At 65.3% G+C, this 23,385-nt stretch carries 24 protein-coding genes; 12 read left to right on the top strand and 12 right to left on the bottom strand.

Going from position 1 to position 23,385, the window contains the following annotated elements; all coding sequences use genetic code 11:
• Positions 1–210: 210 nt before the first annotated feature.
• The 4 genes from trmB to PSEMO_RS22740 all read right to left on the bottom strand — a co-directional run bounded on the left by trmB (position 211) and on the right by PSEMO_RS22740 (position 2,466).
• Positions 211–936 carry a tRNA (guanosine(46)-N7)-methyltransferase TrmB gene (gene trmB, locus PSEMO_RS22725; protein WP_075805202.1) on the bottom strand — a complete coding sequence of 242 codons (726 nt, stop codon included), beginning with the start codon at positions 934–936 and terminating at the stop codon, positions 211–213.
• 9 nt (positions 937–945) lie between these two features.
• Entirely contained in the window at positions 946–1,740 is a 795-nt protein-coding gene (locus PSEMO_RS22730) for a thiazole synthase (protein WP_075805203.1), read from the bottom strand.
• 51 nt (positions 1,741–1,791) lie between these two features.
• A complete protein-coding gene (gene thiS, locus PSEMO_RS22735; protein WP_075805235.1) occupies positions 1,792–1,992 on the bottom strand; it encodes a sulfur carrier protein ThiS in 201 nt (66 codons plus the stop codon).
• Between the two features lie 102 nt (positions 1,993–2,094).
• Positions 2,095–2,466, bottom strand: coding sequence for a DUF423 domain-containing protein (locus PSEMO_RS22740; protein WP_075805204.1), 372 nt, complete (start codon positions 2,464–2,466; stop codon positions 2,095–2,097).
• Positions 2,467–2,534: 68 nt separating this feature from the next.
• On the opposite strand from PSEMO_RS22740, the gene mtgA reads away from it, so the two are divergent.
• Positions 2,535–3,230, top strand: a complete 696-nt coding sequence (mtgA, locus tag PSEMO_RS22745; protein WP_075805205.1) for a monofunctional biosynthetic peptidoglycan transglycosylase — start codon at positions 2,535–2,537, stop codon at positions 3,228–3,230.
• A 139-nt stretch (positions 3,231–3,369) separates the two neighbouring features.
• On the opposite strand, the gene rpoH is transcribed toward mtgA, so the two are convergent.
• The 4 genes from rpoH to ftsY all read right to left on the bottom strand — a co-directional run bounded on the left by rpoH (position 3,370) and on the right by ftsY (position 7,446).
• Positions 3,370–4,224, bottom strand: a complete 855-nt coding sequence (gene rpoH, locus PSEMO_RS22750) for an RNA polymerase sigma factor RpoH (RefSeq protein WP_075805206.1) — start codon at positions 4,222–4,224, stop codon at positions 3,370–3,372.
• 113 nt (positions 4,225–4,337) lie between these two features.
• Complete coding sequence (ftsX, locus tag PSEMO_RS22755; protein WP_075805207.1) at positions 4,338–5,363, bottom strand: permease-like cell division protein FtsX; 1,026 nt, start codon at positions 5,361–5,363, stop codon at positions 4,338–4,340.
• On the bottom strand, positions 5,360–6,031 hold the full coding sequence (ftsE, locus tag PSEMO_RS22760; protein ID WP_075805208.1) for a cell division ATP-binding protein FtsE: 672 nt from the start codon (positions 6,029–6,031) through the stop codon (positions 5,360–5,362). The genes ftsX and ftsE overlap by 4 nt, the downstream gene beginning before the upstream one ends.
• Positions 6,028–7,446: a signal recognition particle-docking protein FtsY gene (gene ftsY / locus PSEMO_RS22765; RefSeq protein WP_075805209.1), complete on the bottom strand. Its 1,419-nt coding sequence runs from the start codon at positions 7,444–7,446 to the stop codon at positions 6,028–6,030. Before ftsY ends, ftsE begins: the two co-directional genes overlap by 4 nt.
• A gap of 237 nt (positions 7,447–7,683) precedes the next feature.
• Here ftsY and PSEMO_RS22770 point away from each other — a divergent pair, with 237 nt between their 5' ends.
• The 4 genes from PSEMO_RS22770 (at position 7,684) to PSEMO_RS22785 (ending at position 12,138) form a co-directional block, all read left to right on the top strand.
• A complete protein-coding gene (locus PSEMO_RS22770; RefSeq protein WP_075805210.1) occupies positions 7,684–9,036 on the top strand; it encodes a M16 family metallopeptidase in 1,353 nt (450 codons plus the stop codon).
• The gene (locus PSEMO_RS22775; RefSeq protein WP_144443612.1) at positions 9,033–10,481 is read left to right on the top strand and encodes a M16 family metallopeptidase; all 1,449 of its coding nucleotides are present in this window, start codon (positions 9,033–9,035) and stop codon (positions 10,479–10,481) included. The genes PSEMO_RS22770 and PSEMO_RS22775 overlap by 4 nt, the downstream gene beginning before the upstream one ends.
• Entirely contained in the window at positions 10,481–11,062 is a 582-nt protein-coding gene (gene rsmD, locus PSEMO_RS22780; RefSeq protein ID WP_075805211.1) for a 16S rRNA (guanine(966)-N(2))-methyltransferase RsmD, read from the top strand. Before PSEMO_RS22775 ends, rsmD begins: the two co-directional genes overlap by 1 nt.
• A gap of 89 nt (positions 11,063–11,151) precedes the next feature.
• Complete coding sequence (locus PSEMO_RS22785) at positions 11,152–12,138, top strand: hydrolase (RefSeq protein ID WP_086937254.1); 987 nt, start codon at positions 11,152–11,154, stop codon at positions 12,136–12,138.
• Here the strand turns inward: PSEMO_RS22785 and PSEMO_RS22790 are convergent, their stop codons facing one another.
• Both PSEMO_RS22790 and PSEMO_RS22795 read right to left on the bottom strand, forming a co-directional pair.
• Positions 12,139–12,993, bottom strand: coding sequence for a sulfurtransferase (locus PSEMO_RS22790; protein WP_075805213.1), 855 nt, complete (start codon positions 12,991–12,993; stop codon positions 12,139–12,141). It abuts the gene before it with no gap.
• Between the two features lie 30 nt (positions 12,994–13,023).
• Positions 13,024–13,689, bottom strand: coding sequence for a TetR/AcrR family transcriptional regulator (locus PSEMO_RS22795; RefSeq protein ID WP_075805214.1), 666 nt, complete (start codon positions 13,687–13,689; stop codon positions 13,024–13,026).
• Between the two features lie 185 nt (positions 13,690–13,874).
• Here PSEMO_RS22795 and PSEMO_RS22800 point away from each other — a divergent pair, with 185 nt between their 5' ends.
• The 6 genes from PSEMO_RS22800 to ggt all read left to right on the top strand — a co-directional run bounded on the left by PSEMO_RS22800 (position 13,875) and on the right by ggt (position 20,076).
• Entirely contained in the window at positions 13,875–15,293 is a 1,419-nt protein-coding gene (locus PSEMO_RS22800; protein ID WP_256721172.1) for a coniferyl aldehyde dehydrogenase, read from the top strand.
• Positions 15,294–15,347: 54 nt separating this feature from the next.
• Positions 15,348–15,833 carry a twin-arginine translocation pathway signal protein gene (locus tag PSEMO_RS22805; RefSeq protein WP_075805237.1) on the top strand — a complete coding sequence of 162 codons (486 nt, stop codon included), beginning with the start codon at positions 15,348–15,350 and terminating at the stop codon, positions 15,831–15,833.
• Positions 15,834–15,847: 14 nt separating this feature from the next.
• Positions 15,848–17,476: a GMC family oxidoreductase gene (locus tag PSEMO_RS22810; RefSeq protein WP_075805216.1), complete on the top strand. Its 1,629-nt coding sequence runs from the start codon at positions 15,848–15,850 to the stop codon at positions 17,474–17,476.
• Between the two features lie 72 nt (positions 17,477–17,548).
• A complete protein-coding gene (gene coaD, locus PSEMO_RS22815; protein ID WP_075805217.1) occupies positions 17,549–18,028 on the top strand; it encodes a pantetheine-phosphate adenylyltransferase in 480 nt (159 codons plus the stop codon).
• Positions 18,029–18,139: 111 nt separating this feature from the next.
• Complete coding sequence (locus tag PSEMO_RS22820) at positions 18,140–18,391, top strand: YfhL family 4Fe-4S dicluster ferredoxin (protein WP_011531711.1); 252 nt, start codon at positions 18,140–18,142, stop codon at positions 18,389–18,391.
• A complete protein-coding gene (ggt, locus tag PSEMO_RS22825; RefSeq protein WP_075805218.1) occupies positions 18,391–20,076 on the top strand; it encodes a gamma-glutamyltransferase in 1,686 nt (561 codons plus the stop codon). The genes PSEMO_RS22820 and ggt overlap by 1 nt, the downstream gene beginning before the upstream one ends.
• 122 nt (positions 20,077–20,198) lie before the next feature.
• On the opposite strand, the gene mutM is transcribed toward ggt, so the two are convergent.
• Together mutM and PSEMO_RS22835 are read right to left on the bottom strand one after the other, a co-directional pair.
• Entirely contained in the window at positions 20,199–21,011 is an 813-nt protein-coding gene (gene mutM, locus PSEMO_RS22830; RefSeq protein WP_075805219.1) for a bifunctional DNA-formamidopyrimidine glycosylase/DNA-(apurinic or apyrimidinic site) lyase, read from the bottom strand.
• A gap of 3 nt (positions 21,012–21,014) precedes the next feature.
• Positions 21,015–21,827 carry an HDOD domain-containing protein gene (locus PSEMO_RS22835; RefSeq protein ID WP_178392037.1) on the bottom strand — a complete coding sequence of 271 codons (813 nt, stop codon included), beginning with the start codon at positions 21,825–21,827 and terminating at the stop codon, positions 21,015–21,017.
• A 196-nt stretch (positions 21,828–22,023) separates the two neighbouring features.
• On the opposite strand from PSEMO_RS22835, the gene PSEMO_RS22840 reads away from it, so the two are divergent.
• Positions 22,024–23,220: a class I SAM-dependent rRNA methyltransferase gene (locus tag PSEMO_RS22840; RefSeq protein WP_075805221.1), complete on the top strand. Its 1,197-nt coding sequence runs from the start codon at positions 22,024–22,026 to the stop codon at positions 23,218–23,220.
• The last annotated feature ends 165 nt before the right edge of the window (positions 23,221–23,385 follow it).

The following is a 23,385-nucleotide window of genomic DNA, read 5'->3' on the forward strand; positions in this document are numbered from 1 at the left end:
AATCGATGTTGAAATGCTGGGCTACCTTTCGAAAACCATCACTGCCCTCTAGATAGGCAGTGATGGCTGCCAGCTTGAACTGTTCGGTGTACTTCATAACTCCCCCAAGGGTTGGATTAGTCTCCAATTTCTTGGGGGCAGTCCAGGTACTGCATACACCGTACCTGTGGGAGCTGGCTTGCCAGCGATGAGGCCCTCAGAAGCGCTGAATCAATCAGCCAGCTTCTCGAACTTCAAATCCCACACCCCATGCCCCAAGCGCTCACCCCGGCGCTCGAACTTGGTGATCGGCCGCTCTTGCGGCCGCGGCACATAGGCCCCGTCCGCTGCCTGGTTGCGATAACCCGGCGCCACCGCCATCACTTCCAGCATGTACTCGGCATAAGGCTCCCAGTCGGTAGCCATATGGAACACACCGCCAACCTTCAGCTTGCGCCGCACCAGCTCGGCGAACTCCGGCTGGACGATACGGCGCTTGTGGTGACGGCTCTTGTGCCATGGATCCGGGAAGAACAGCATCAGGCGATCGAGGCTGTTGTCCGCGACACAGCGGTTCAGCACTTCGATGGCATCGCAGTCATACACCCGCAGGTTCTTCAGGCCCTGGGTCAGCACGCCGTTAAGCAGCGCACCGACACCCGGACGGTGCACTTCGACACCGATGAAGTCCTGCTCCGGCGCAGCCGCCGCCATCTCCAGCAGGGAGTGGCCCATGCCGAAGCCAATTTCCAGGGTGCGCGGCGCCGAACGACCGAACACCTGGTCGTAGTCCACCGGGCTGTCGGCCAGCTTCAGGATGAACAGCGGGCCACCCTGGTCCAGGCCGCGTTGCTGGCCTTCGGTCATGCGCCCGGCGCGCATCACGAAACTCTTGATGCGGCGGTGCTGGCGCTCTTCGCCTTCTTCGGTGACAGGCGTTTCTTGCGATTCGGTCATCTGGGACTCTTACTTGATCAGGCCATCCAGCGGCGACGAGGCGCTGGCATAGAGTTTTTTCGGCATGCGGCCGGCGAGGTAGGCCATGCGACCGGCGATGATCGCGTGCTTCATGGCCTCAGCCATCATGATCGGCTGCTGGGCGTGGGCGATGGCCGAGTTCATCAGCACCGCTTCGCAACCCAGCTCCATGGCGATGGTGGCGTCGGAAGCGGTACCGACACCGGCATCCACCAGCACCGGGACCTTGGCTTCCTCGAGGATGATCTGCAGGTTGTACGGGTTGCAGATCCCCAGGCCGGTGCCGATCAGGCCGGCCAGCGGCATGACCGCGATGCAGCCGGCTTCGGCCAGCTGACGGGCGATGATCGGGTCATCGCTGGTGTAGACCATCACGTCGAAACCGTCCTTGACCAGCACTTCGGCGGCCTTGAGGGTTTCGATCACGTTGGGGAACAGGGTCTTCTGGTCGGCCAGGACTTCCAGCTTGACCAGGTTGTGACCATCCAGCAGCTCGCGGGCCAGGCGGCAGGTGCGCACGGCTTCGACGGCGTCATAGCAGCCGGCGGTGTTCGGCAGGATGGTGTAGCGGTCTGGCGGCAGTACGTCGAGCAGGTTCGGCTCGCCCGGGTTCTGGCCGATATTGGTCCGGCGCACGGCGACGGTGACGATCTCGGCGCCCGAGGCCTCGATGGCCAGGCGGGTTTCTTCCATGTCGCGGTACTTGCCGGTGCCGACCAGCAGGCGCGACTGGAAGGTACGACCGGCCAGGGTGAAGGGCTTGTCGCTACGAACGTTGCTCATCGTTGATCCTCTTGTAGGGGGAGGGACTTGCCGGTGGTCGCGGGCTGGTGACTAGCCGCCGCCGATGGCGTGGACCACCTCGACCTGGTCGCCCTCGTTGAGGGCGGTGCTGTCGTGCTGGCTGCGCGGCACGATGTCCAGGTTCAGTTCGACCGCCACCCGGCGCCCGGTCAGGTCGAGCCGACCGAGCAGGGCCGCGACGCTTTCGCCGTCGGGCAATTCGTAAGGTTCACCGTTCAGTTGAATGCGCATGCGCACGGCCGCCATTGTTTTCAGGGGCCCGCATTCTAGCGCCGATCCGCGCTTGAACCCAAGGGCGGTCGACACCATTCGTCACGATTTTCGACCCGCGAGTCAGCTCAGCCGCCAGGCTGTCAGGCCCAGGCACAGCCAGCCGCCGAGGAAGGCCAGGCCGCCGATCGGGGTGATGATGCCGAGCTTGCCGATGCCGCTCAGGGTGAGGACGTACAGGCTGCCGGAGAACAGCAGGATGCCGAGAATGAACAGGCTACCGGCCCAGGTGGTCAGGCGGCCCGGCAGGTGCACGCTGAGGATGGCCACGCCGAACAGGGCCAGGGCGTGGATCAGCTGGTAGGTGACGCCGGTGTGGAAGATCGCCAGGTATTCGGCGCTGAGGCGGGCCTTCAGGCCATGCGCGGCGAAGGCACCGAGGGCGACACCGGTGAAGCCGAAGAAGGCCGCGAGCAAGAGGAAGCTGCGAAGCATGCGAAGAACTCCAAGGAGACACGGGTCTGTATAATGGCCCGCTCATCCGCCGCGGCCAAGCCATCATCATGCTGTCACTCGTTCTCCGCCGCCTTTATCGTGCCGCGCTCTGGTTCGCCGCTGGCAGCGTCGTGCTGGTGCTGATCTTCCGTTTCGTGCCGCCGCCGGGCACGGCATTGATGGTCGAGCGCAAGATCGAGTCGTGGATCGATGGCGAGCCTATCGACCTGCAACGGGACTGGGAGCCGTGGGAGAAGATCTCCGATGATCTCAAGGTGGCGGTCATCGCCGGCGAGGACCAGAAGTTCGCCAGCCACTATGGTTTCGACTTCACCGCGATCCAGGCTGCGCTGGCGCATAACGAGCGCGGCGGGACCATCCGTGGCGCCAGCACCCTGAGCCAGCAGGTGGCGAAGAACCAGTTTCTCTGGTCCGGCCGCAGTTGGCTGCGCAAGGGGCTGGAGGTGTGGTTTACCGGGCTGATCGAGCTGCTCTGGTCGAAGGAGCGGATTCTCGAGGTGTATCTGAACAGTGCCGAGTGGGATGAAGGGGTGTTTGGCGCACAGGCGGCGGCGCGGCATCACTTCGGCGTGGATGCGAGCCGGTTGAGTCGGCAGCAGGCCAGTCTGCTGGCGGCGGTGTTGCCCAATCCGAGGAACTGGAGTGCCAGTCGGCCGAGCAGCTATGTGGCGCGGCGGGCCGGGTGGATTCGGCAGCAGATGAGCCAGTTGGGTGGGGATAGTTATCTGGAGCAGTTGCCTTGAAGCTACAAGCCGCAAGCCTCAAGCTGTAAGAAAAAGCCACCGGCGGCGCTGCTTCTTCTTGCAGCTTGCAGCTTAAAGCTTGTGGCCAAAGAAAAACCCGACCTTGGAGTCGGGTTTTCTTTGGCCAGCTACCGGAGCCTCAAGCAGCGATCAGGGCCTTCACCTTGTTCATCGCATTCTTCTCCAGCTGGCGGATACGCTCCGCCGAAACGCTGTACTTGGCCGCCAGGTCATGCAGGGTGGCCTTTTCCTCGGCCAGCCAGCGCTGGTAGAGGATGTCGCGGCTGCGCTCGTCCAGGCCCTGCAAGGCAACGTGCAGGTTGTTCGACGAACTGTCGCTCCAATCGGCATCTTCCAGTTGGCGAGCCGGGTCGTAGCGATGGTCTTCCAGGTAGTTGGCCGGCGACTGGAAGGCACTGTCGTCGTCCGCCTCGGAGGCCGGGTCGAAGGCCATGTCCTGGCCGGTCAGGCGACTTTCCATCTCGCGGACTTCCCGCGGCTCCACACCCAGGCTTTCAGCGACGCGATGCACTTCGTCGTTGTTCAGCCAGGCCAGACGTTTCTTCTGGCTGCGCAGGTTGAAGAACAGCTTGCGCTGGGCCTTGGTGGTCGCAACCTTGACGATGCGCCAGTTGCGCAGGATGAACTCGTGGATCTCGGCCTTGATCCAGTGCACCGCGAAGGACACCAGGCGCACGCCCATTTCCGGGTTGAAGCGCTTGACCGCCTTCATCAGGCCAACGTTGCCTTCCTGGATCAGGTCGGCCTGGGCCAGCCCGTAGCCGGCGTAGCTACGAGCGATATGTACGACGAAACGCAGGTGCGCGAGCACCATCTGCCGAGCGGACTCAAGGTTCTGCTCATAGTAGAGACTCTCGGCCAGTTCACGCTCCTGCTCGGCGGTCAGCAATGGAATGCTGTTCACCGTGTGCACGTAGGCCTCGAGGTTTGCACCAGGGACCAGGGCGTAAGCAGGTTGCAACGAAGTGGTCATACGAAAAAACCTCCGACTCACTGAACTCGTGCCCGTAGGCACTGCCAACATTGACCGGGAACCGCGAGACAAGTTCCCTAAATACCCTAATAGTCAATACCAGCAAAAAGACACTATCGTGGCGCCAGCTCACTCAGGTGACGGGCCACCGCGATCCATGCACCGATATACCCTAACAACACTGCCCCAAGCAAGAGGGACAGACCATCGGCAGAGGGCACCCCGGCCAGGGCGAAATCGCTGCCATACAGTCCCGACAGGTCGACAACCGCGTCATTCAGCCAGTTCAGCCCGAATGCCAGCACGCCCCAGGACAGGATCCCTGCACCCAGACCGTACAGCGCCCCCATATAAAGGAAGGGGCGGCGCACATAGCTGTCGGTACCACCGACCAGCTTGATCACTTCGATTTCCGTGCGGCGGTTCTCGATATGCAAACGGATGGTATTGCCGATCACCAGCAGTAGCGCCGAGACCAGCAGCACGGTCAGGCCGAAGACGAACCGGTCACCCAGCTTGAGGATCGCCGCCAGGCGCTCGACCCAGACCAGGTCGAGCTGGGCCAGTTCGACATGCGGCAGTTCCGCCAGGCGCTGGCGCAGGGCGTCCAGGGCCGGCTTGTCGACTTCATCCGGGGTCACCACCACCACGCCCGGCAGCGGGTTTTCCGGCAGTTCGCGCAGGGCGTCGCCGAGGCCGGACTGTTTCTGGAACTCGGTCAAGGCCTGTTCACGGCTGACGTACTCGGCGTCGGCCACACCCGGCAGACCCTTGATCTGGTCGCGCAGGGCTTCACCCTCGCGCACGCTGGAATCCAGCTTGAGGTACAGGGAAATCTGCGCCGCCCGCTGCCACGAACCGCCAAGACGCTCGACGTTGCTCAGGATCAGCGACAGCCCCATGGGCAGGCTCAACGCCACCGCCATCACCAGGCAGGTGAAGAAGCTGCCGATCGGCTGCTTGCCGAGGCGGCGCAGGCTGTCCATCAGGCTGGAACGATGGCTTTCCAGCCAGGCGTGCAGCAGGGTACGGAAGTCCGGACCGTCGTCCTCGTCCCGTTCCTTCTTTTTCTTCGGTTGTGGATCGGCCGGCTTCGGCGCCACCCGTTCGGATACTTTCGGACTGCGTGTCGCACTCATTGCCCGGCCTCCCCATCGCCGATCAGGCGGCCGCGCTGCAGCGTCAGCATGCGGTGACGCATGCGCGCGATCAGGGCCAGGTCGTGGCTGGCGATCAGCACGCTGGTACCCAGGCGGTTGATATCTTCGAAAACACCCATGATCTCCGCGGCCAGGCGCGGGTCGAGGTTACCGGTGGGTTCATCCGCCAGCAGCAGGGCCGGACGGTGAACGATGGCGCGGGCGATGCCGACGCGCTGCTGCTGGCCGGTGGACAGGTCGCCGGGGAACAGCTCGGCCTTGTCCGACAGGGCCACGCGCTCCAGCGCCGAATCGACCCGCTTGGCGATCTCGACCTTGGACAGGCCGAGGATCTGCAGCGGCAGGGCGACGTTGTTGAACACCGTGCGGTCGAACAGCAGTTGGTGGTTCTGGAACACCACACCGATCTGCCGGCGCAGGAAGGGAATCTGCGCATTGCTGATCTGGCCCAGGTCCTGCCCGGCCAGCAGCAGCTTGCCGCTGGTCGGACGCTCCATCGCCAGCAGCAGGCGCAACAGGGTGCTCTTGCCGGCGCCGGAGTGACCGGTCACGAACAGAAACTCGCCCCGCCGTACCCGAAAACTCAACTCATGCAGGCCAACGTGACCATTCGGATAGCGCTTGGCGACCTGTTCGAATCGAATCATGGATGCTCCTGCTCGGCAAACAGCGCTTTAACGAAGGGTTCTGCCTCGAACGGACGCAGATCGTCGATCCCTTCCCCTACGCCAATATAGCGAATGGGCAGGCCGAACTGCTTGGCCAGGGCGAAGATCACCCCGCCCTTGGCGGTGCCGTCCAGCTTGGTCAGGGCCAGGCCGGTGAGCTCGACGCTCTGGTTGAAGTGCTTGGCCTGGTTGATGGCGTTCTGGCCGGTACCGGCATCGAGCACCAGCAGGACCTCGTGCGGCGCGTCGGCATCGAGCTTGCCGATGACCCGACGGACCTTCTTCAGCTCTTCCATCAGGTTGTCCTTGGTGTGCAGGCGACCGGCGGTGTCGGCGATCAGCACGTCGACGTTACGGGCCTTGGCGGCCTGCACCGCGTCGAAGATCACCGAGGCCGAGTCGGCACCGGTGTGCTGGGCGATGACCGGGATATGGTTGCGCTCGCCCCACACCTGCAACTGCTCCACCGCCGCGGCGCGGAAGGTGTCGCCCGCCGCCAGCATGACCTTCTTGCCTTCGAGCTGGAGCTTCTTGGCCAGCTTGCCGATGGTGGTGGTCTTGCCCGCGCCGTTGACGCCGACCACGAGGATCACGAACGGCTTGTTCTGCGACTCGATGCGCAGCGGCTGTTCGACCGGCTTGAGCACCGCGGCCAGCTCGGCCTGCAGCGATTTGTACAGGGCGTCGGCATCGGCCAGCTGCTTGCGCGCGACCTTCTGGGTCAGGTTCTGCACGATCAGCGTGGTGGCTTCGACACCGACGTCGGCGGTCAGCAGGCGGGTTTCGATTTCGTCGAGCAGGTCGTCGTCGATGGCCTTCTTGCCGAGGAACAGGCTGGCCATGCCCTCGCCGATGCTCGCGCTGGTCTTCGACAGGCCTTGCTTGAGGCGGGCGAAGAAGCCGGTCTTGGCTTCTTCAACCGGCGCAGGGGCAGGTGCTGGAACAGGCGCCGCGATGACCGGCTCGGGCTCGGCCACGACCACCGGGGCAACCACGGCTGCAGGTGGCGGAGTCACGACAGGAGCCGGTTCCGGCTCTGGCTGGGCAACTGCAGCGGGCAGTTCAGGAATCGGCGGTGGAGGTGTCGGCTCCAGGTCCGGCACCAGGGCCACGGGCTCTTCCGGCACTGGCAGGACCAGGCTGGATTCCGGCACAGGCGGCGGTGCAACGGGCGTCTCGACCACCACCGGCGCTACAGGCTCGGGAGCGACCACCGGCGCAGCAACCACCGGCGCCTCCGCGATCACTGCCGGAGCAGCTTCGGGAGCGTCTGGGACTGGGGTTTCAGGCTGTTCCACAACAGGTTGCTGGGGCTTCTTGCGCAGCCAGCCGAACAGGCCTTTCTTTTCACCGGGGGCGCCCGGCGTTTTTTTGTCGTCGTTGGAACCAAACATGGAAGACGGCTATCTCAGGGTGGCGATGCGCCAGTGCGGCGCCTCAGAATTCTTTTGTAACGCAGAACAGACTCCTTTCAAGCCGGCTTGTTCGTGCGCGTCGTCTATTTTGTCGGGGGAGCCTTTGCGGCGACATCCTCGACAGGCATGGTCGCCAGGCAACCGGATCAGTATCCTAGCACCTCCTAGCCCGCCGACGCTAAGGCCAAGCGGGCAGCCCAACAGGTTGAATCATTGATGAATGCTCTAGCCCGCCGTGCCGCCGGCCTGCTGCTCGGCACGATCTGCATGCCCCTCGCGGCCTTCGCCGCCGACCCGCAACCCACCCATGAATTCATCCTCGACAACGGCCTCAAGGTGGTCGTGCGCGAAGACCATCGCGCCCCGGTGGTGGTTTCCCAGGTCTGGTACAAGGTTGGCTCCAGCTACGAAACCCCGGGCCAGACCGGCCTGTCCCACGCCCTCGAGCACATGATGTTCAAGGGCAGCGAGAAGCTTGGCCCCGGCGAAGCCTCGCGCATCCTGCGCGACCTCGGCGCCGAGGAAAACGCCTTCACCAGCGATGACTACACCGCCTATTACCAGGTGCTGGCCCGGGATCGCCTGAACGTCGCCCTGGAACTGGAAGCCGACCGCATGGCCAGCCTGCGCCTGCCGGCCGACGAGTTCAGCCGCGAGATCGAGGTGATCAAGGAAGAACGCCGCCTGCGCACCGACGACAATCCCGGGGCCAAGGCCTTCGAGCTGTTCAAGGCCATGGCCTACCCGGCCAGCGGCTACCACACCCCGACCATCGGCTGGATGGCCGACCTGCAGCGCATGAAGGTCGAGGAACTGCGCCACTGGTACGAATCCTGGTACGCGCCGAACAACGCCACCCTGGTGGTGGTCGGCGACGTGACCGTGGATGAGGTGCGCAAGCTGGCCGAGCGCTGGTTCGCCAAGATCCCGAAACGCAGCCTGCCGCCGAGCAAGCTGCCGCTGGAACTGGCCGAGCCCGGCCTGCGCCAGCTCACCGTGCATGTCCGTACCCAGTTGCCGAGCCTGATCTTCGGCTTCAACGTGCCGGGCCTGGCCACCGCCAAGAACCCCCGTGAAGTGCAAGCCCTGCGCCTGATCTCGGCCCTGCTCGACGGTGGCTACAGCGCCCGCATGGCCAGCCGCCTGGAGCGCGGCGAGGAACTGGTGGCCGGTGCGTCCAGCCGCTACGACCCGTTCGCCCGCGGCGACAGCCTGTTCGTTCTTTCGGCAACGCCGAACACCCAGAAGAAAAAGACCCTGGCCGACGTGGAAGCCGGTATCTGGAAACTCCTGGATGAACTGAAGACCACCCCGCCAAGCGCCGAGGAGCTGGAACGCGTGCGCGCCCAGGTCATCGCCGGCCTGGTCTACGACCGCGACTCCATCAGCAGCCAGGCCACCACCATCGGCCAGTTGGAGACCGTCGGCCTGTCGTGGAAGCTGATCGACAACGAACTGGACGAGCTGAAGAGCGTGACCCCGGCGGATATCCAGGCCGCCGCCCGCACCTACTTCACCCGTGAACGCCTCAGCGTTGCCCATGTACTGCCCGAGGAGCCGGCGAAATGATCCAGCCGACCACCCGCTTGTTCGCCGCCACCGCCCTGGCTTTCGCCCTGATCGGCCCGGTGCATGCCGCCGACACCAAGCCCGCCAACACCCTGCAATCCGTGGCGGAGCTGGAAGGCAAGGCGCCGCCGACCCACCGCACCCTGAACATCCAGACCTGGAACACCGCCGAAGGCGCCCGCGTGCTCTTCGTCGAGGCCCACGAGCTGCCGATGTTCGACCTGCGCCTGACCTTCGCCGCCGGCAGCAGCCATGACGACAACCTTCCGGGCGTGGCCTCGCTGACCAACGCCATGCTCAACGAAGGCGTGGCCGGCAAGGACGTCAATGCCATCGCCCAGGGCTTCGAAGGCCTGGGCGCGGACTTCGGCAACGGTGCCTACCGCGACATGGCGGTGGCCTCGCTGCGCAGCCTGAGCGTGGCCGACAAGCGCGAGCCGGCCCTGAAGCTGTTCGCCGAAGTCGTGGGCAAGCCGACCTTCCCTGCCGACGCCCTGGCGCGGATCAAGAACCAGATTCTCGCCGGCTTCGAGTACCAGAAGCAGAACCCCGGCAAGCTGGCCAGCCTGCAACTGTTCGAGCGCCTGTACGGCAAGCACCCTTACGGCCACCCGGCTGACGGTACCGCCGAGAGCATCCCGCCGATCACCATCGACCAGTTGCGCGCCTTCCACGCCAAGGCCTACGCCGCCGGCAACACGGTGATCGCCCTGGTCGGCGACCTCAGCCGCAAGGACGCCGAAGCCATCGCCGCCCAGGTCTCCGCCGCCCTGCCGAAAGGCCCGGCGCTGGCCAAGGTCGAGCAGCCTGTGGAGCCGAAGGCCGGTCCAAGCCATATCGACTTCCCGTCCAAGCAGACCCACCTGCTGCTGGCGCAACTGGGCATCGACCGCAACGATCCTGACTACGCCGCACTGTCCCTGGGCAACCAGATCCTCGGCGGCGGTGCATTCGGCACCCGGCTGATGAGCGAAGTCCGCGAGAAACGCGGCCTGACCTACGGCGTCTACTCCACCTTCGTGCCGATGCAGGCGCGCGGGCCGTTCATGATCAACCTGCAGACCCGTGCCGAGCTGAGCGAAGGCACCCTGATGCTGGTCCAGGACCTGCTGCGCGACTACCTGAAGACCGGTCCGACCCAGCAAGAGCTGGACGACGCCAAGCGCGAGCTGGCCGGCAGCTTCCCGCTGTCCAATGCCAGCAACGCGAGTATCGTCGGGCAACTGGGGGCCATCGGCTTCTATAATCTGCCGCTGACCTACCTTGAAGACTACATGCGCCAATCCCAGGAACTGACCGTCGAGCAGGTCCGGGATGCGCTGAATCGCCACCTGTCCGCGGACAAGCTGGTGATCGTTACCGCAGGGCCGAACGTGCCGCAGCAGCCGCTGCCACCGCCCCTCGCCAAACCCGCCGAGCAGCCGCTCGGCGTACCGGAGCATTGATGGCCAATCCCTCCAAGCCGCAAACGGGCCAAGGCCAGTTGCGCATCATCGCCGGCGAATGGCGCAGCCGTCGCCTGAGCTTCCCCCACGCCCCCGGCCTGCGCCCGACGCCGGACCGGGTGCGGGAAACCCTGTTCAACTGGATCGCCCCGTACATCGAAGGGGCCAAGGTGCTGGATGCCTTCACCGGCAGCGGCGCGCTGTACCTGGAAGCCCTGTCCCGCGGGGCCGGCGATTCGGTGGCCGTGGACAGCAACGCCGTGGCCATCTCCAGCCTGCGCAACAACCTCGAAGTGCTGCGCTGCCCGCGTGGCAAGGTGGTGCAGAGTGACGTGCTGCGTTACCTGCAAGGTGAAGCCAAGCAGCAATTCGACGTGGTCTTTCTCGACCCACCCTTCCATCAGGACCTGGTTCCGCAAGCCTGCGAGCTCCTGGAAAACGGTGGCTGGCTGGCCGATCACGCGTGGATCTACATCGAAAGCGAGACGGCCCCGTCGTCGCTGAACCTGCCGGGTAGCTGGCGCCTGCACCGGGAAAAGAAAGCCGGCCAGGTGCATTACGCACTGTGGGAACGCGGCTGATCGTCATCTGTCCGTCATACGGCGCGGCAGCGGCTGCAACCAGCACGTACACTGGTTGACAGAGCTGCCGCGTTTTTCCGAGTGAAGCCATGATGTCCACAGCCTTCAAGCCCGCAACGGGCCTGCGCAATCCACACCTGCAAACCCTCTGGGGCCCCCTTTGGCGCAAATCGGTACCGCTGGATCACCAGCGCGAACGCCTGTGGCTGGCTGACGGTGATTTTCTCGACCTGGACTGGGGCGGCCCGCATCGCGCTGATGCGCCGCTGGTCCTGGTGCTGCACGGGCTGACCGGCTCGTCGTCGTCCCATTACGTCCTCGGTTTGCAGCACACCCTGCAGGCCCGGGGCTGGGCCAGTGTGGCGGTGAACTGGCGCGGCTGCTCCGGCGAGCCGAACCTTTTGCCGCGCAGCTACCACTCCGGTGCCAGCGAGGATCTGGCGGAAGTGATCGCCCATCTGCGCGCCCAGCGCCCGTCCGCGCCGCTGTACGCCGTGGGTTACTCGCTGGGCGGCAACGTACTGCTCAAGCACCTGGGCGAAGCCGGCTCGGCCAGCCAGTTGCAGGGCGCCGTGGCGGTGTCGGTGCCGTTTCGCCTGGACCAGTGCGCCGACCGTATCGGCCTCGGCTTTTCCCGGGTCTACCAGCGGCATTTCATCCGCGAAATGATCAGCTACGTGAAGACCAAGGAGCGCGACTTCCTCCATCGCGGCCATCACGAAGGCCTGGAAACCCTGGCCCGCCTCGGGCCGCTGACCAATATGCGCACCTTCTGGGACTTCGACGGCCGCATCACCGCGCCGCTCAACGGCTTCGACGATGCCCACGACTATTACAAGCGCTCGTCCAGCCGCTATTACCTGGGCGAGAACCGCACCCCGACCCTGATCATCCAGTCCAGCGACGACCCCTTCGTGTTCCGCCACAGCCTGCCCGAAGCCGGCGAACTGGCGAGCACGACCACCCTGGAGCTGCACGCCCACGGTGGTCATGTCGGGTTCATCGAAGGCAGCCTGCGCCAGCCGGGGTACTACCTGGAACGGCGGATTCCCGAGTGGCTGGCGCGGCAGGGGTGATCAGTCGCCGGTGGCGACCTGGCGCTGCGGGTCGGTGATCCATTCGCTCCAGGAGCCGGCGTACAGCGGCGCCAGCGGGTAGCCGGCGAGGCTCAGGGCGAACAGGTTGTGGCAGGCAGTGACGCCGGAGCCGCAGTAGGCCACCAGTTCTTCCGGCTTGCGCTCACCCAGCAGCGCAGCGAAACGTGCCTTGAGCGTGTCCGCCGGGAGGAAGTGCCCGTCGGCGCCGAGGTTTTCCGTGAAGGCCGCGCACTGCGCACCGGTAATATGCCCGGCCACCGGATCGATCGGTTCCACTTCGCCACGGAAGCGCGGCAAGGCGCGGGCGTCGAGCAGGGTCAGGGCCGGGTCGCCCAGGCGCTCGCGCAGTTGCTGGGCGCTGACCAGCAGTTTCGGGTCCGGCTTGCCCGTGAAGTTGCCTTCGCGGCGCTCCGCCGGGTCCAGGCTCAGCGGCAGGCCCGCCGCATGCCAGGCCTTGAGGCCGCCATCGAGGATCGACACGCCGCTGCGCTTGCCGAGCCAGGCCAGCAACCACCAGGCCCGGGCGGCGAAGGCGCCGGGGCCGTCGTCGTACAGCACCACGTCGCTGTCATTGTTGATGCCCCACTGCTGGAAGCGCTCGATCAGCCGCCCCGGCTGCGGCAGCGGATGGCGCCCGGTCACGCCCTTGACCACCGGCCCGCTGAGGTCGCGCTCCAGATCGGCGAAATGCGCCCCGGCGATATGCCCCTCGGCGTAGCTGCGCTGACCGTAGTCAACGTCCTCCAGGGCGAAACGACAATCGAGAATCACCAGCTTCGGATCGCCGAGGCGCTCCGCCAGTTGCCGGGGTGCAATCAGTTGCGCGAGGGGCATGACAGTCTCCATATCGATTGAACGGGCACGTTACTGCTCCAGCGCCTGCTGCAGCGGTACGTAGAATTCTTCGCAGAGCGCGTCCACCGCGGCGCGTGCCGCCGGGGTGACGTAGCCGAGTTCCAGCACCAGTACCTGGTAGACACCACGCTTGATGGCTTCTTCACTCAGGTGGGCGGAATTTTCCCGGGTGGTGCAGAGAAAGCGCACCCAGGAGGTCAGGATGATCCAGGTGTTGAGGGTCAGCGACTCGAGCTGCACGGCATTCATCTCGAGGATATCGGCGGCAACGAAGCCCTCGTAGATGGCCTGGCCCTGCAACAGGCAGCGCTGGGAGAAGCGCCGGTAGCGGTCGGCGAGGTCCTTGTCGCTGTCGAGCAGGTGTTCCAGGTCGCGGTGCAGGAAGCGGTAGTTCCACATCGCCGCGAGGATCGCCTTCAGGTAGAAGCGCTTGTCCTCGACCGTGGCCAGGCGGCCCTTGGGCGGGTGCAGGAAGCTCTCGACCTGCTCCTCGTACTGGCTGAACAGCTCGGCGATGATTTCCTGCTTATTGGCGAAGTGGTAGTACAGGTTGCCCGGCGAAATCTCCATGTGCGCAGCGATATGGTTGGTGCTGACGCTGCGCTCGCCCTGCTGGTTGAACAGCTCCAGGCTGTTTTGCACGATGCGCTCGCGGGTCTTGATACGCGGGGCCATGAGTCGGTTCCGGAGTCATGAGCTTGAAATGATTGGTTGATCTTACGGTGTCGGTCGGTGGGTTGCATCCATGGGATCTGTAGGGAATTCACCGCGAACCCTGTGGGAGCTGGCTTGCCAGCGATGAGGCCCTCAAGCCCCATACAAAATCAGGATTAGAGTATATGCTCTAGCCCAAACAACAAATCACGGAGGTCCCGATGTCCCAACTGGACTGGCTCGACACCCTGTTCACCGCACAACGCGCCGCCTTCGCCCGCCTGCCCATGCCGCCCCTGGCCCAGCGCCGGCAATGGCTCAAGGCCCTGCGCCAGGCCCTGATCGCCCGCCAGGACGAACTGATCGCCGCCATCGACCAGGATTTCAACGGCCGCAGCGCCGACGAAACCCGCCTCGCCGAACTGATGCCCAGCGTCCTCGGCCTGGCCCACGCGGAAAAACACCTCCCCCGCTGGATGAAACCCAGGCGCCGCGCCGTCGGCCTGGCCTTCCAGCCCGCCAGCGCCCGGGTCCAGTACCAGCCGCTGGGCGTGGTCGGGGTCATCGTGCCGTGGAACTACCCGCTGTTCCTCGCCATCGGCCCGCTGACCGGCGCCCTCGCCGCCGGCAACCGGGTGATGCTCAAGCTCAGCGAAGCCACCCCGGCCACCGGCCTGGTGCTCAAGTCGCTGCTGGAATCGGTGTTCCCCACGGACATGGTCTGCGTGGTCCTCGGTGAGGCCGACGTGGGCGAGGCCTTCTCCCACCTGCCCTTCGACCACCTGCTGTTCACCGGCGCCACCAGCATCGGGCGCAAGGTGATGAGCGCCGCCGCCGACAATCTCACCCCGGTCACCCTGGAACTGGGCGGCAAGTCCCCGGCCATCGTCTCGAAAACCGTGCCCCTGGCCGACGCTGCCGAACGCATCGCCTTCGGCAAGACCCTCAATGCCGGGCAGACCTGCGTCGCCCCCGACTACGTGCTGGTCCCCCGCGAGCGCATCCCCGGCTTTATCGACGCCTACCGCGACGCCGTGCGGCGCTTTTATCCACAGGTCACCGGCAACCCGGACTACACCGCGATCATCAGCCCGCGCCATCTGGCCCGGCTCAACGGCTACCTCGACGACGCCCGCCGCCAGGGCGCGCGGGTCACCAGCCTGTACCCGGACGAAACCCCGCCGGACCGCCGCCTGCCGCCACTGGTCCTGGAAAACGTCAGCGACGCCATGCAGGTGATGCAGGACGAGATCTTCGGCCCGCTGCTGCCGGTAGTGCCCTACGACCAGATCGACGAGGCCATTGCCTACATCAACCAGCGCCCGCGTCCGCTGGCCCTGTACTACTTCGGCTACGAACGCGGCGAGCAACGCCTGGTGCTGGACCACACCCATTCCGGCGGCGCCTGCCTCAATGACACCCTGCTGCATGTGGCCCAGGACGACCTGCCCTTCGGCGGCGTCGGCCCGTCCGGCATGGGGCATTACCACGGGTTCGAGGGCTTCCAGACCTTCAGCCAGGCCAAGGGCGTGCTGGCCAAGCAGCGTCTGAACCTGGCGCGGCTGATCTACCCGCCCTACGGCAAGCGCCTGCAACAACTGGTGTACCGCTTCTTCATCCGCTGATCGCTGCATAACAGGCCAAGAACAATGACAACACGCCTGCCCGAAGTCGCCGCGCTGAACCGTCGCGGCCTGCTCAAGTTCAGTCTTGGCGCCACGCTGTTTCTCGGCGGCGCCAGCCTGGTCGGTTGCGCCGCCGAAACCCCGGCCAACGGCTTTCGCATCCTGCGCAACGACGACCTGCCCATGCTGCGGGCGGTGACGCCTGTGGTGCTGCAAGGCACCCAGGCGCCGCTCGACAAGGTCCTCGCCCGTCTCGACGAAGCCCTGGCCAGCCTTTCCCCGGAAATGCTCAAGCTGACCCGGCAACTGTTCGACGTGCTCGCCCTGCCCTTTACCCGCGGTCCGCTGACCGGGGTCTGGGGCGCCTGGGAGCAGGCATCGCGAGAGCGTATCGAAGCCTTTCTCCTGCGCTGGCAGGACAGCTCGCTGAACCTGCTGCGCCAGGGCTACAGCTCGCTGCTGCAACTGCTGCTGATGGCCTGGTACAGCCTGCCCGAGTCCTGGGGCGCCTGCGGTTATCCCGGCCCACCGAAGATCTGAACAAGAGCCCGACCATGCCCGTACCCGATCTGTTTCGCGACGGCCTCGCCCGTGGCTGGAAAGCCCGTGACGCCTCGACCCTGGACCAGGACCTGAACCTGGAAACCGATATCGCCATCATTGGCAGCGGTGCCGGCGGTGCCACCAGCGCGGAAATCCTCAGCGCCGCCGGCTACCGCGTGCTGCTGATCGAGGAAGGCCCGCTGAAGACCAGCAGCGACTTCCGCATGCTGGAGAACGAGGCCTACGCCAGCCTCTACCAGGAAGGCATCGGCCGCCTGAGCAAGGACGGCGCGATCACCATCCTCCAGGGCCGCGCCGTGGGCGGCACCACCCTGATCAACTGGACCTCGAGCTTCCGCACCCCGGAGCCGACCCTGCGCCACTGGGCCCGTGAACACGGGGTCGAAGGCCATGGCGTGGATGATCTCGCGCCCTGGTTCGAACGCACGGAACAGCGCCTCGGCATCACGCCCTGGCAGATGCCGCCCAACGCCAACAACGACGTGCTGCGCCGGGGCTGCTCGGCGCTGGGGCTGGACTGGAAGGTGATCCCGCGCAATGTCCGCGGCTGCTGGAACCTCGGCTACTGCGGCATGGGTTGCCCGGTGAATGCCAAGCAGTCGATGCTGGTGACCAGCATCCCGGCGACGCTGGAGCACGGTGGGGAACTGCTCTACCTGACCCGGGCCGAACGCCTGGAACATGACGGAGAACGAATCACCGCGCTGGAATGCGTGGCGATGGACAGGCACTGCGTGGCGCCCACCGGTCGCCGTATCCGCGTCCGCGCCCGGCACTACGTGCTAGCCGGCGGCGGCATCAACAGCCCGGCGCTGCTCCTGCGTTCCAAGGCACCGGACCCGCACCGGCATCTGGGCAAACGTACCTTCCTGCATCTGGTCAACTTCAGCGCGGCGCACTTCGCCGAGCCGGTAAACCCGTTCTACGGTGCGCCGCAGTCGATCTACAGCGACCATTTCCAGTGGCGCAACGGCGTCGCCGGGCCCATGGGCTACAAGCTGGAAGTCCCGCCGCTGCACCCGGCCCTGGCTTCCACCCTGCTCGGCGGCTTCGGTGAGGACAACGCCCTGCGCATGGCCGACCTGCCTCACACCCATGTGATGCTGGCCCTGCTGCGCGACGGCTTTCACCCGCAGAGCGTGGGCGGCAGCGTGGAATTGCGCGGCGATGGCTCGCCGGTGCTGGATTACCCGGTATCGCCCTATGCTTGGGACGGGGTGCGCCGGGCCTTCCACAGCATGGCGCAGATCCAGTTCGCCGCAGGTGCTCAAACCGTGCTGCCGCTGCATACCGCCAGTCGGCCCGCAGGCAACCTCGCCGAAGCCAAGGCAATGATCGACGGCTTGAACCTGGAACTCTTCCTCACCCGCCTCGGCAGCGCCCACGTCATGGGCGGCTGCGCCATGGGCAAAGCCCCGGAGCAGAGCGTCTGCGACAGCCTGGGCCGGCACCACCAGCTGGAAAACCTGTCGATCCACGACGGTTCGCTGTTCCCCACCAGCATCGGCGCCAACCCGCAATTGTCGGTCTATGCCATCACCGCGCGGCTCAGCCAGTTGCTGGGCGAACGCCTTGGAAACGCCTCGGGCGGCCTTGTCCATAGTGCCTTTGGCCGGTGATGGCGACTTGGCCCGGGCGTATCGGCTGCGCTACCATCCGAGTCCCTAACGCACTCCTGCCAGGACGACGCGATGAACCGAGTGTTGTACCCGGGTACTTTCGACCCTATTACCAAGGGCCATGGCGATCTGGTCGAACGCGCCTCGCGTCTGTTCGATCATGTGATCATCGCGGTCGCCGCCAGCCCCAAGAAGAATCCGCTGTTCCCCCTGGAACAACGGGTCGAACTGGCGCGTGAAGTGACCAAGCACCTGCCCAACGTCGAAGTCCTCGGCTTCTCCTCGTTGCTGGCGCACTTCGCCAAGGAGCAGCAGGCCAATGTCTTCCTGCGCGGCCTGCGCGCGGTGTCGGACTTCGAGTACGAGTTCCAGCTGGCGAACATGAACCGGCAACTGGCGCCCGACGTCGAGAGCCTGTTCCTCACCCCGTCGGAACGTTATTCGTTCATCTCCTCGACCCTGGTCCGCGAGATCGCGGCACTGGGCGGCGATATCACCAAGTTCGTCCACCCGGCGGTGGCCGACGCGCTGACCGAGCGTTTCAAGAAGTAATCTCATCTGGCCAGGAAAACCGGCGCCCGCGTGCAACATGGGCGCTAATACGGCACAATTGCGCCCATTGGTTTTCAATTGCCCGGGCCTGAAACCCTGGCCGGAGTCCCCATGTCCCTGATCATCACCGACGATTGCATCAACTGCGACGTCTGCGAACCCGAGTGCCCGAACGCCGCCATCTCCCAAGGCGAAGAGATCTACGTGATCGACCCGAACCTGTGCACCCAGTGCGTCGGCCACTACGACGAACCGCAGTGCCAGCAGGTCTGCCCGGTCGACTGCATCCCCCTGGATGAAGCCCATCCGGAAACCGAAGACGAGCTGATGGCCAAGTACCGCCGTATCACCGGCAAGGCCTGATGACCGGCGTCGCCGCGCTTCGCTCCCTGTTCCTTGGCGCCGGCCTGGCGCTGTGCAGCGTCGCGGCCCTGGCCGACGGCCCGGGGCGTGCGGCGCTGGCGACACCTCATCCTGCGGCGACCGCTGCGGCGCGGGAGATCCTCGAGCAAGGCGGTAATGCTTTCGACGCGGCGATTGCCGTGAGCGCTGCGCTGGCCGTGGTCGAGCCTTATGGTTCGGGGCTTGGCGGCGGTGGCTTCTTCCTGCTGCGCCAGTCCGGCAATCCGACCGCCTATCGCTTTATCGACGCCCGTGAGCGCGCGCCCGCTCGGGCGACCGCCGACATGTACCTGAAAGACGGCAAGGAACAGCCCGGCCTGTCGATCAACGGTCCGCTGGCTGCCGCCATTCCCGGCCTGCCGGCAGCGCTGGACGAGCTGGCGGCGCGCTACGGCAAGCTGCCGCTGAAGAACACCCTCGCCCCGGCGATTCGCCTGGCTAACCAGGGCTTTGCCGTTGACCGTATCTATCGCGACCGGGCGCAAATGCGCCAGGGCGCCATGCGCGACGATGCGGAAACCGCCCGACTGTTTCTCGACAACGGGAAAGTGCCTGAGTCGGGAACGCTGATTCGTCAGCCGGAGCTGGCGGCGACCCTGCAACAGTTGGCCGAGCATGGTCGCGATGGTTTCTATCGCGGGCCGGTGGCGGCGAAGCTGGTGCAGCAAGTGAACGCCTCGGGCGGGATCTGGAGCCACAACGACCTGGCCGATTACCACGTCGTCGAACGCGAACCGCTGCGCTACCGCCTGGCCGACCAGCGCGAGCTGATCAGCGCCCCGCCACCGTCTGCTGGCGGTGTCGCCATCGCCCAGAGCCTGGCGATGCTGCAGCGCCTGCCGTGGCAGAGCGCGGACAAGGTCCAGCGCGCCCACTATGTGCTGGAAGTGCTGCGCCGGGCCTACCGTGATCGCGGGCTGCTGGGCGATCCCGACCATGTGCATAACCCGATTCCGCAACTGCTCTCGCGCCAGCACCTGACGGCCCTGGCTGACGGTATCGATGTGCATGACGCCACGCCCAGCTCGAAGCTCCCACCGTCGCCACCCTGGCGCGAGGGCGACCACACCACCCATTTCGCGGTGATCGATGCCGAGGGCAATGCGGTGGCGGCGACCTTGTCGGTCAACCTGCCATTTGGCGCGGCCTTTACCCCGGTCGGGACCGGGGTGGTGCTGAACAACGAGATGGACGATTTTGCCGCCGATCCCCAGGGCAGCAACAGCTATGGGCTGGCGGGCAGCCAGGCCAATGCGGTGGCCGCGGGCAAGCGGCCGTTGTCGAGCATGAGTCCGAGCTTTATCGAGAGTCCGGCGGAGTTCGCCGCCTTTGGTACGCCGGGGGGCAGCCGGATTCCGAGCATGGTGCTGCTGTCGATGCTGGAGTATCTGGATGGGCGGCCGGTGAGTAGCTGGCCGGCGGTGCCGCGGTATCACCACCAGTATCTGCCGGATGTCGTGGAGCATGAGCCGGGGGCGTTCAGTGCGGCCGAGATGGAAGCGCTGCGGGCCCGGGGGTATAGCCTGAAAGATGTGGGGCGCAGTTACGGGAACCAGCAGGTGCTGTTCTGGGACAAGCAGGGTGGGCGGCTGGAGTCGACCAGTGATCCCCGAGGTGTTGGTAGTTCAGAGGTGCTGAAGCCCTGATTTTTGGGGTGTTCTTACTGGCCCTATCGCTGGCAAGCCAGCTCCCACAGGGATCGCGTGCACCGCTGGACCTGTGGGAGCTGGCTTGCCAGCGATGAGGCCATCAAATCCAGCACAAAACCCTATTTCTGGCACCGCGGACAAAACACACTGGCCCGCTGCCCCAGCTTCACTTCCCGCAACGTCGAAGCACACACCTTGCACGGCTCCCCCGCCCGTCCATAGACGAACAGCTCCTGCTGGAAATACCCCGGCTGCCCGTCCCCGCCGATAAAGTCGCGCAAGGTGGTCCCGCCACGCTCGATCGCCGCCGCGAGGATCCGCTTGATCTCGAGGGTCAGCCGCAGATACCGCGCCTTGGAAATGCTCCCCGCCTCCCGGCGCGGATCGATCCCCGCCGCGAACAGCGCTTCGGTCGCATAGATATTGCCCACGCCCACCACCACCGCGTTATCCATGATGAACGGCTTGACCGCCATCGCCCGCCCGCGGGACATCTGGAACAGCCGCTCACCTTCGAACAGGTCGGTCAACGGCTCCGGCCCGAGTTTCACCAGCAACTCATGCTCCAGCGGCGCATGGCTCCAGAGCATCGCGCCGAAGCGTCGCGGATCGGTGTAGCGCAGCGCCAGGCCGGACTCCAGCTCGATATCCACATGCTCGTGCTTGGCCGCCGGCAACCCGACTTCCACCAGGCGCAGGTTGCCGGACATGCCCAGGTGGCTGATCAGCGTCCCCACCTCGGCATTCAGCAATAGGTACTTGGCCCGCCGCTCCACGGAGACGAAGCGCTGCCCGGACAGGCGCACATCGAGATCCTCCGGGATCGGCCAGCGCAGGCGCCGGTCGCGGACGATCACGCGGCTGACGCGCTGGCCTTCGAGATAGGGCGCGATACCGCGGCGGGTGGTTTCGACTTCAGGTAATTCCGGCATGGATCAGTGGCTACCCAATTCCTGGATGGTTTGCTTGAGGTTGTCGAAGTCGTATTCCGACAGGCCGATATAGTCCAGCACCAGGTGCCCGACGCTGTTCCATTCGTGGTCGACGTTCTGGTTGCCCAGCACCCGGTACGAGGCGCAGATGTGCTCGGCCATCTTCAGGATCGCCAGCAGGTTCTTCAGCGGCACGCTGCGTGGCGACTCATCGCTGAACACCGCCAGGGCGTTGTGGTGGTTGGCGATGGCGTTGCTCACATGCTCGGGCAGGCGCCATGACCTGGCGGTGTAGTAGCCGACCACCGCATGGTTGGTGTTGAACACCTGGTTCTCGGTGTCGACCACCCGCTGGCGGTCGCCGGCACTGGCGTAGGCGTCTTCCAGCACGCTCATGTAGTCGGGGAAGCGCTTGAGCATCAGCGGTACGCCGCAATCGTGGAACAGCCCCAGGGCGTAGGCCTCGTCCACCGCCTGGGAGCCGATGCGCTTGGCCAGGGTCAGGCAGGTCATGGCCACGTCCTGGGCGGTGTCCCAGAAGCGGTTGAGGGTGACGATGGTTTCGTCGCTCATCTCGCCCTTGATCGACTGCGCGTTGATCAGGTTGATGATCGAACGGCTGCCCAGCAGGTTCACCGCGCGCTGGATCGAGGCGATCTTGTTGCTCAGGCCGTAATGCGGCGAATTGACGATCTTCAGCAACGCACCGGACAGCCCCGGGTCCTGGGAGATCAGCTTGGCGATCACCTCCAGGTCTGGATCGGGCATGTACTGCTCCATCTGCAGATCCACCATGATCTGCGGCTGGGGCGGCACGCTGATGCCTTGCAGGGCGTGCTGGATCTGTTCGGCGGTGAGTTCCTGGATCATAAGTTCGCACTCGGGGCTGAGGGGCGATTCTAACCTGATCACTCGGCCAAGTGACGGCCACTCGCCATGCAATTTGTCGCGGCGACGGGCGCCAGGCCGGGCCGGCGCGGTATACTCCCGCTCTTTTTTCCGGAGCGACGTCATGTCCCTGCCCAGCCTTCGTCTCAAAGCCAATGCCGACCGCCGTTTGCGCGCCGGCCACCTGTGGGTCTACAGCAACGAGATCGACGTCGCCGCCACCCCGCTGCACGGCTTCAAGGCCGGCGACCAGGCGCTGCTGGAAACCGCGGGGGGCAAACCCCTGGGCATCGTCGGCCTGAGCCCGAACAACCTGATCTGCGCCCGCCTGCTGTCCCGCGACATCAAGCTGTCGCTGGACAAATCCCTGCTGGTGCACCGCCTCAACGTTGCCCTGTCGCTGCGCGAGCGTCTGTTCGACAAGCCGTTCTACCGCCTGGTCTACGGTGATTCCGACCTGCTGCCGGGCCTGGTGGTCGACCGTTTCGGCGACATCCTCGTGGTCCAGCTGGCCTCGCCGACCATGGAGCGTCAGCGCGACGACGTCCTGGCTGCGCTGATCCAGGTGCTCAAGCCGAGCGGCATCCTGTTCAAGAACGACTCCTCGGCCCGTGATGCCGAAGGCCTGGAGCGTTATGTCGAGACCGTCTACGGCGAAGTGCCGGAGTGGGTTGCGCTGGAAGAGAACGGCGTCAGGTTCGAAGCCCCGGTCATGGAAGGCCAGAAGACTGGCTGGTTCTACGACCACCGCATGAACCGCGCGCGCCTGGCGCCGTACGTCAAGGGCAAGCGTGTGCTCGACCTGTTCAGCTACATCGGTGGCTGGGGCGTGCAGGCCGGTGCCTTCGGCGCCAGCGAAGTGTTCTGCGTCGATGCCTCGGGCTTCGCCCTGGATGGTGTCGAGCGCAACGCCGCGCTGAACGGTTTCGCGGAAAAGGTCACCTGCGTGGAAGGCGACGTCTTCGCCGCCCTGCGTGAACTGAAGGCTGCGGAAGAGCGCTTCGACGTGATCATCGCCGACCCGCCCGCGTTCATCAAACGCAAGAAGGACCTGAAAAACGGCGAGGCCGCCTACCGCCGCCTCAACGAGGCGGCCATGCGCATGCTCAGCAAGGACGGCATCCTGGTCAGCGCATCGTGCTCGATGCACCTGCCGGAGGATGATCTGCAGAACATCCTGCTGACCAGTGCCCGTCACCTGGACCGGAATATCCAGTTCCTCGAGCGTGGCGGTCAGGGGCCGGACCATCCGGTGCATCCGGCGATTCCGGAGACTCGCTATATCAAGAGCATTACTTGCCGGTTGTTGCCTAACAGCTGATAAGCGCTTGAATGAAAAATCCCGGCCTGGTGCCGGGATTTTTTGTTTGGGGCTGGGCCTTGATGCCGGTAATCGACTGACAAGCGTGCCGGAAATGCCCTCTCCGATATCCAGCGATTCGTGGGAAGACTGCCGACTAGCGTGGAAAGGTTGCCCCAATGACCT

The sequence above is a fragment of the Pseudomonas putida genome, from assembly GCF_001941965.1.
Taxonomy (GTDB): domain Bacteria; phylum Pseudomonadota; class Gammaproteobacteria; order Pseudomonadales; family Pseudomonadaceae; genus Aquipseudomonas; species Aquipseudomonas putida_L.

What these genes read in the sequence shown, in the direction of transcription:
- trmB (WP_075805202.1), bottom strand. Translation starts at nt 936, where the DNA reads ATGACCGAATCGCAAGAAACGCCTGTCACCGAAGAAGGCGAAGAGCGC.
- PSEMO_RS22730 (WP_075805203.1), bottom strand. Translation starts at nt 1,740, where the DNA reads ATGAGCAACGTTCGTAGCGACAAGCCCTTCACCCTGGCCGGTCGTACC.
- thiS (WP_075805235.1), bottom strand. Translation starts at nt 1,992, where the DNA reads ATGCGCATTCAACTGAACGGTGAACCTTACGAATTGCCCGACGGCGAA.
- PSEMO_RS22740 (WP_075805204.1), bottom strand. Translation starts at nt 2,466, where the DNA reads ATGCTTCGCAGCTTCCTCTTGCTCGCGGCCTTCTTCGGCTTCACCGGT.
- mtgA (WP_075805205.1), top strand. Translation starts at nt 2,535, where the DNA reads ATGCTGTCACTCGTTCTCCGCCGCCTTTATCGTGCCGCGCTCTGGTTC.
- rpoH (WP_075805206.1), bottom strand. Translation starts at nt 4,224, where the DNA reads ATGACCACTTCGTTGCAACCTGCTTACGCCCTGGTCCCTGGTGCAAAC.
- ftsX (WP_075805207.1), bottom strand. Translation starts at nt 5,363, where the DNA reads ATGAGTGCGACACGCAGTCCGAAAGTATCCGAACGGGTGGCGCCGAAG.
- ftsE (WP_075805208.1), bottom strand. Translation starts at nt 6,031, where the DNA reads ATGATTCGATTCGAACAGGTCGCCAAGCGCTATCCGAATGGTCACGTT.
- ftsY (WP_075805209.1), bottom strand. Translation starts at nt 7,446, where the DNA reads ATGTTTGGTTCCAACGACGACAAAAAAACGCCGGGCGCCCCCGGTGAA.
- PSEMO_RS22770 (WP_075805210.1), top strand. Translation starts at nt 7,684, where the DNA reads ATGAATGCTCTAGCCCGCCGTGCCGCCGGCCTGCTGCTCGGCACGATC.
- PSEMO_RS22775 (WP_144443612.1), top strand. Translation starts at nt 9,033, where the DNA reads ATGATCCAGCCGACCACCCGCTTGTTCGCCGCCACCGCCCTGGCTTTC.
- rsmD (WP_075805211.1), top strand. Translation starts at nt 10,481, where the DNA reads ATGGCCAATCCCTCCAAGCCGCAAACGGGCCAAGGCCAGTTGCGCATC.
- PSEMO_RS22785 (WP_086937254.1), top strand. Translation starts at nt 11,152, where the DNA reads ATGATGTCCACAGCCTTCAAGCCCGCAACGGGCCTGCGCAATCCACAC.
- PSEMO_RS22790 (WP_075805213.1), bottom strand. Translation starts at nt 12,993, where the DNA reads ATGCCCCTCGCGCAACTGATTGCACCCCGGCAACTGGCGGAGCGCCTC.
- PSEMO_RS22795 (WP_075805214.1), bottom strand. Translation starts at nt 13,689, where the DNA reads ATGGCCCCGCGTATCAAGACCCGCGAGCGCATCGTGCAAAACAGCCTG.
- PSEMO_RS22810 (WP_075805216.1), top strand. Translation starts at nt 15,848, where the DNA reads ATGCCCGTACCCGATCTGTTTCGCGACGGCCTCGCCCGTGGCTGGAAA.
- coaD (WP_075805217.1), top strand. Translation starts at nt 17,549, where the DNA reads ATGAACCGAGTGTTGTACCCGGGTACTTTCGACCCTATTACCAAGGGC.
- PSEMO_RS22820 (WP_011531711.1), top strand. Translation starts at nt 18,140, where the DNA reads ATGTCCCTGATCATCACCGACGATTGCATCAACTGCGACGTCTGCGAA.
- ggt (WP_075805218.1), top strand. Translation starts at nt 18,391, where the DNA reads ATGACCGGCGTCGCCGCGCTTCGCTCCCTGTTCCTTGGCGCCGGCCTG.
- mutM (WP_075805219.1), bottom strand. Translation starts at nt 21,011, where the DNA reads ATGCCGGAATTACCTGAAGTCGAAACCACCCGCCGCGGTATCGCGCCC.
- PSEMO_RS22840 (WP_075805221.1), top strand. Translation starts at nt 22,024, where the DNA reads ATGTCCCTGCCCAGCCTTCGTCTCAAAGCCAATGCCGACCGCCGTTTG.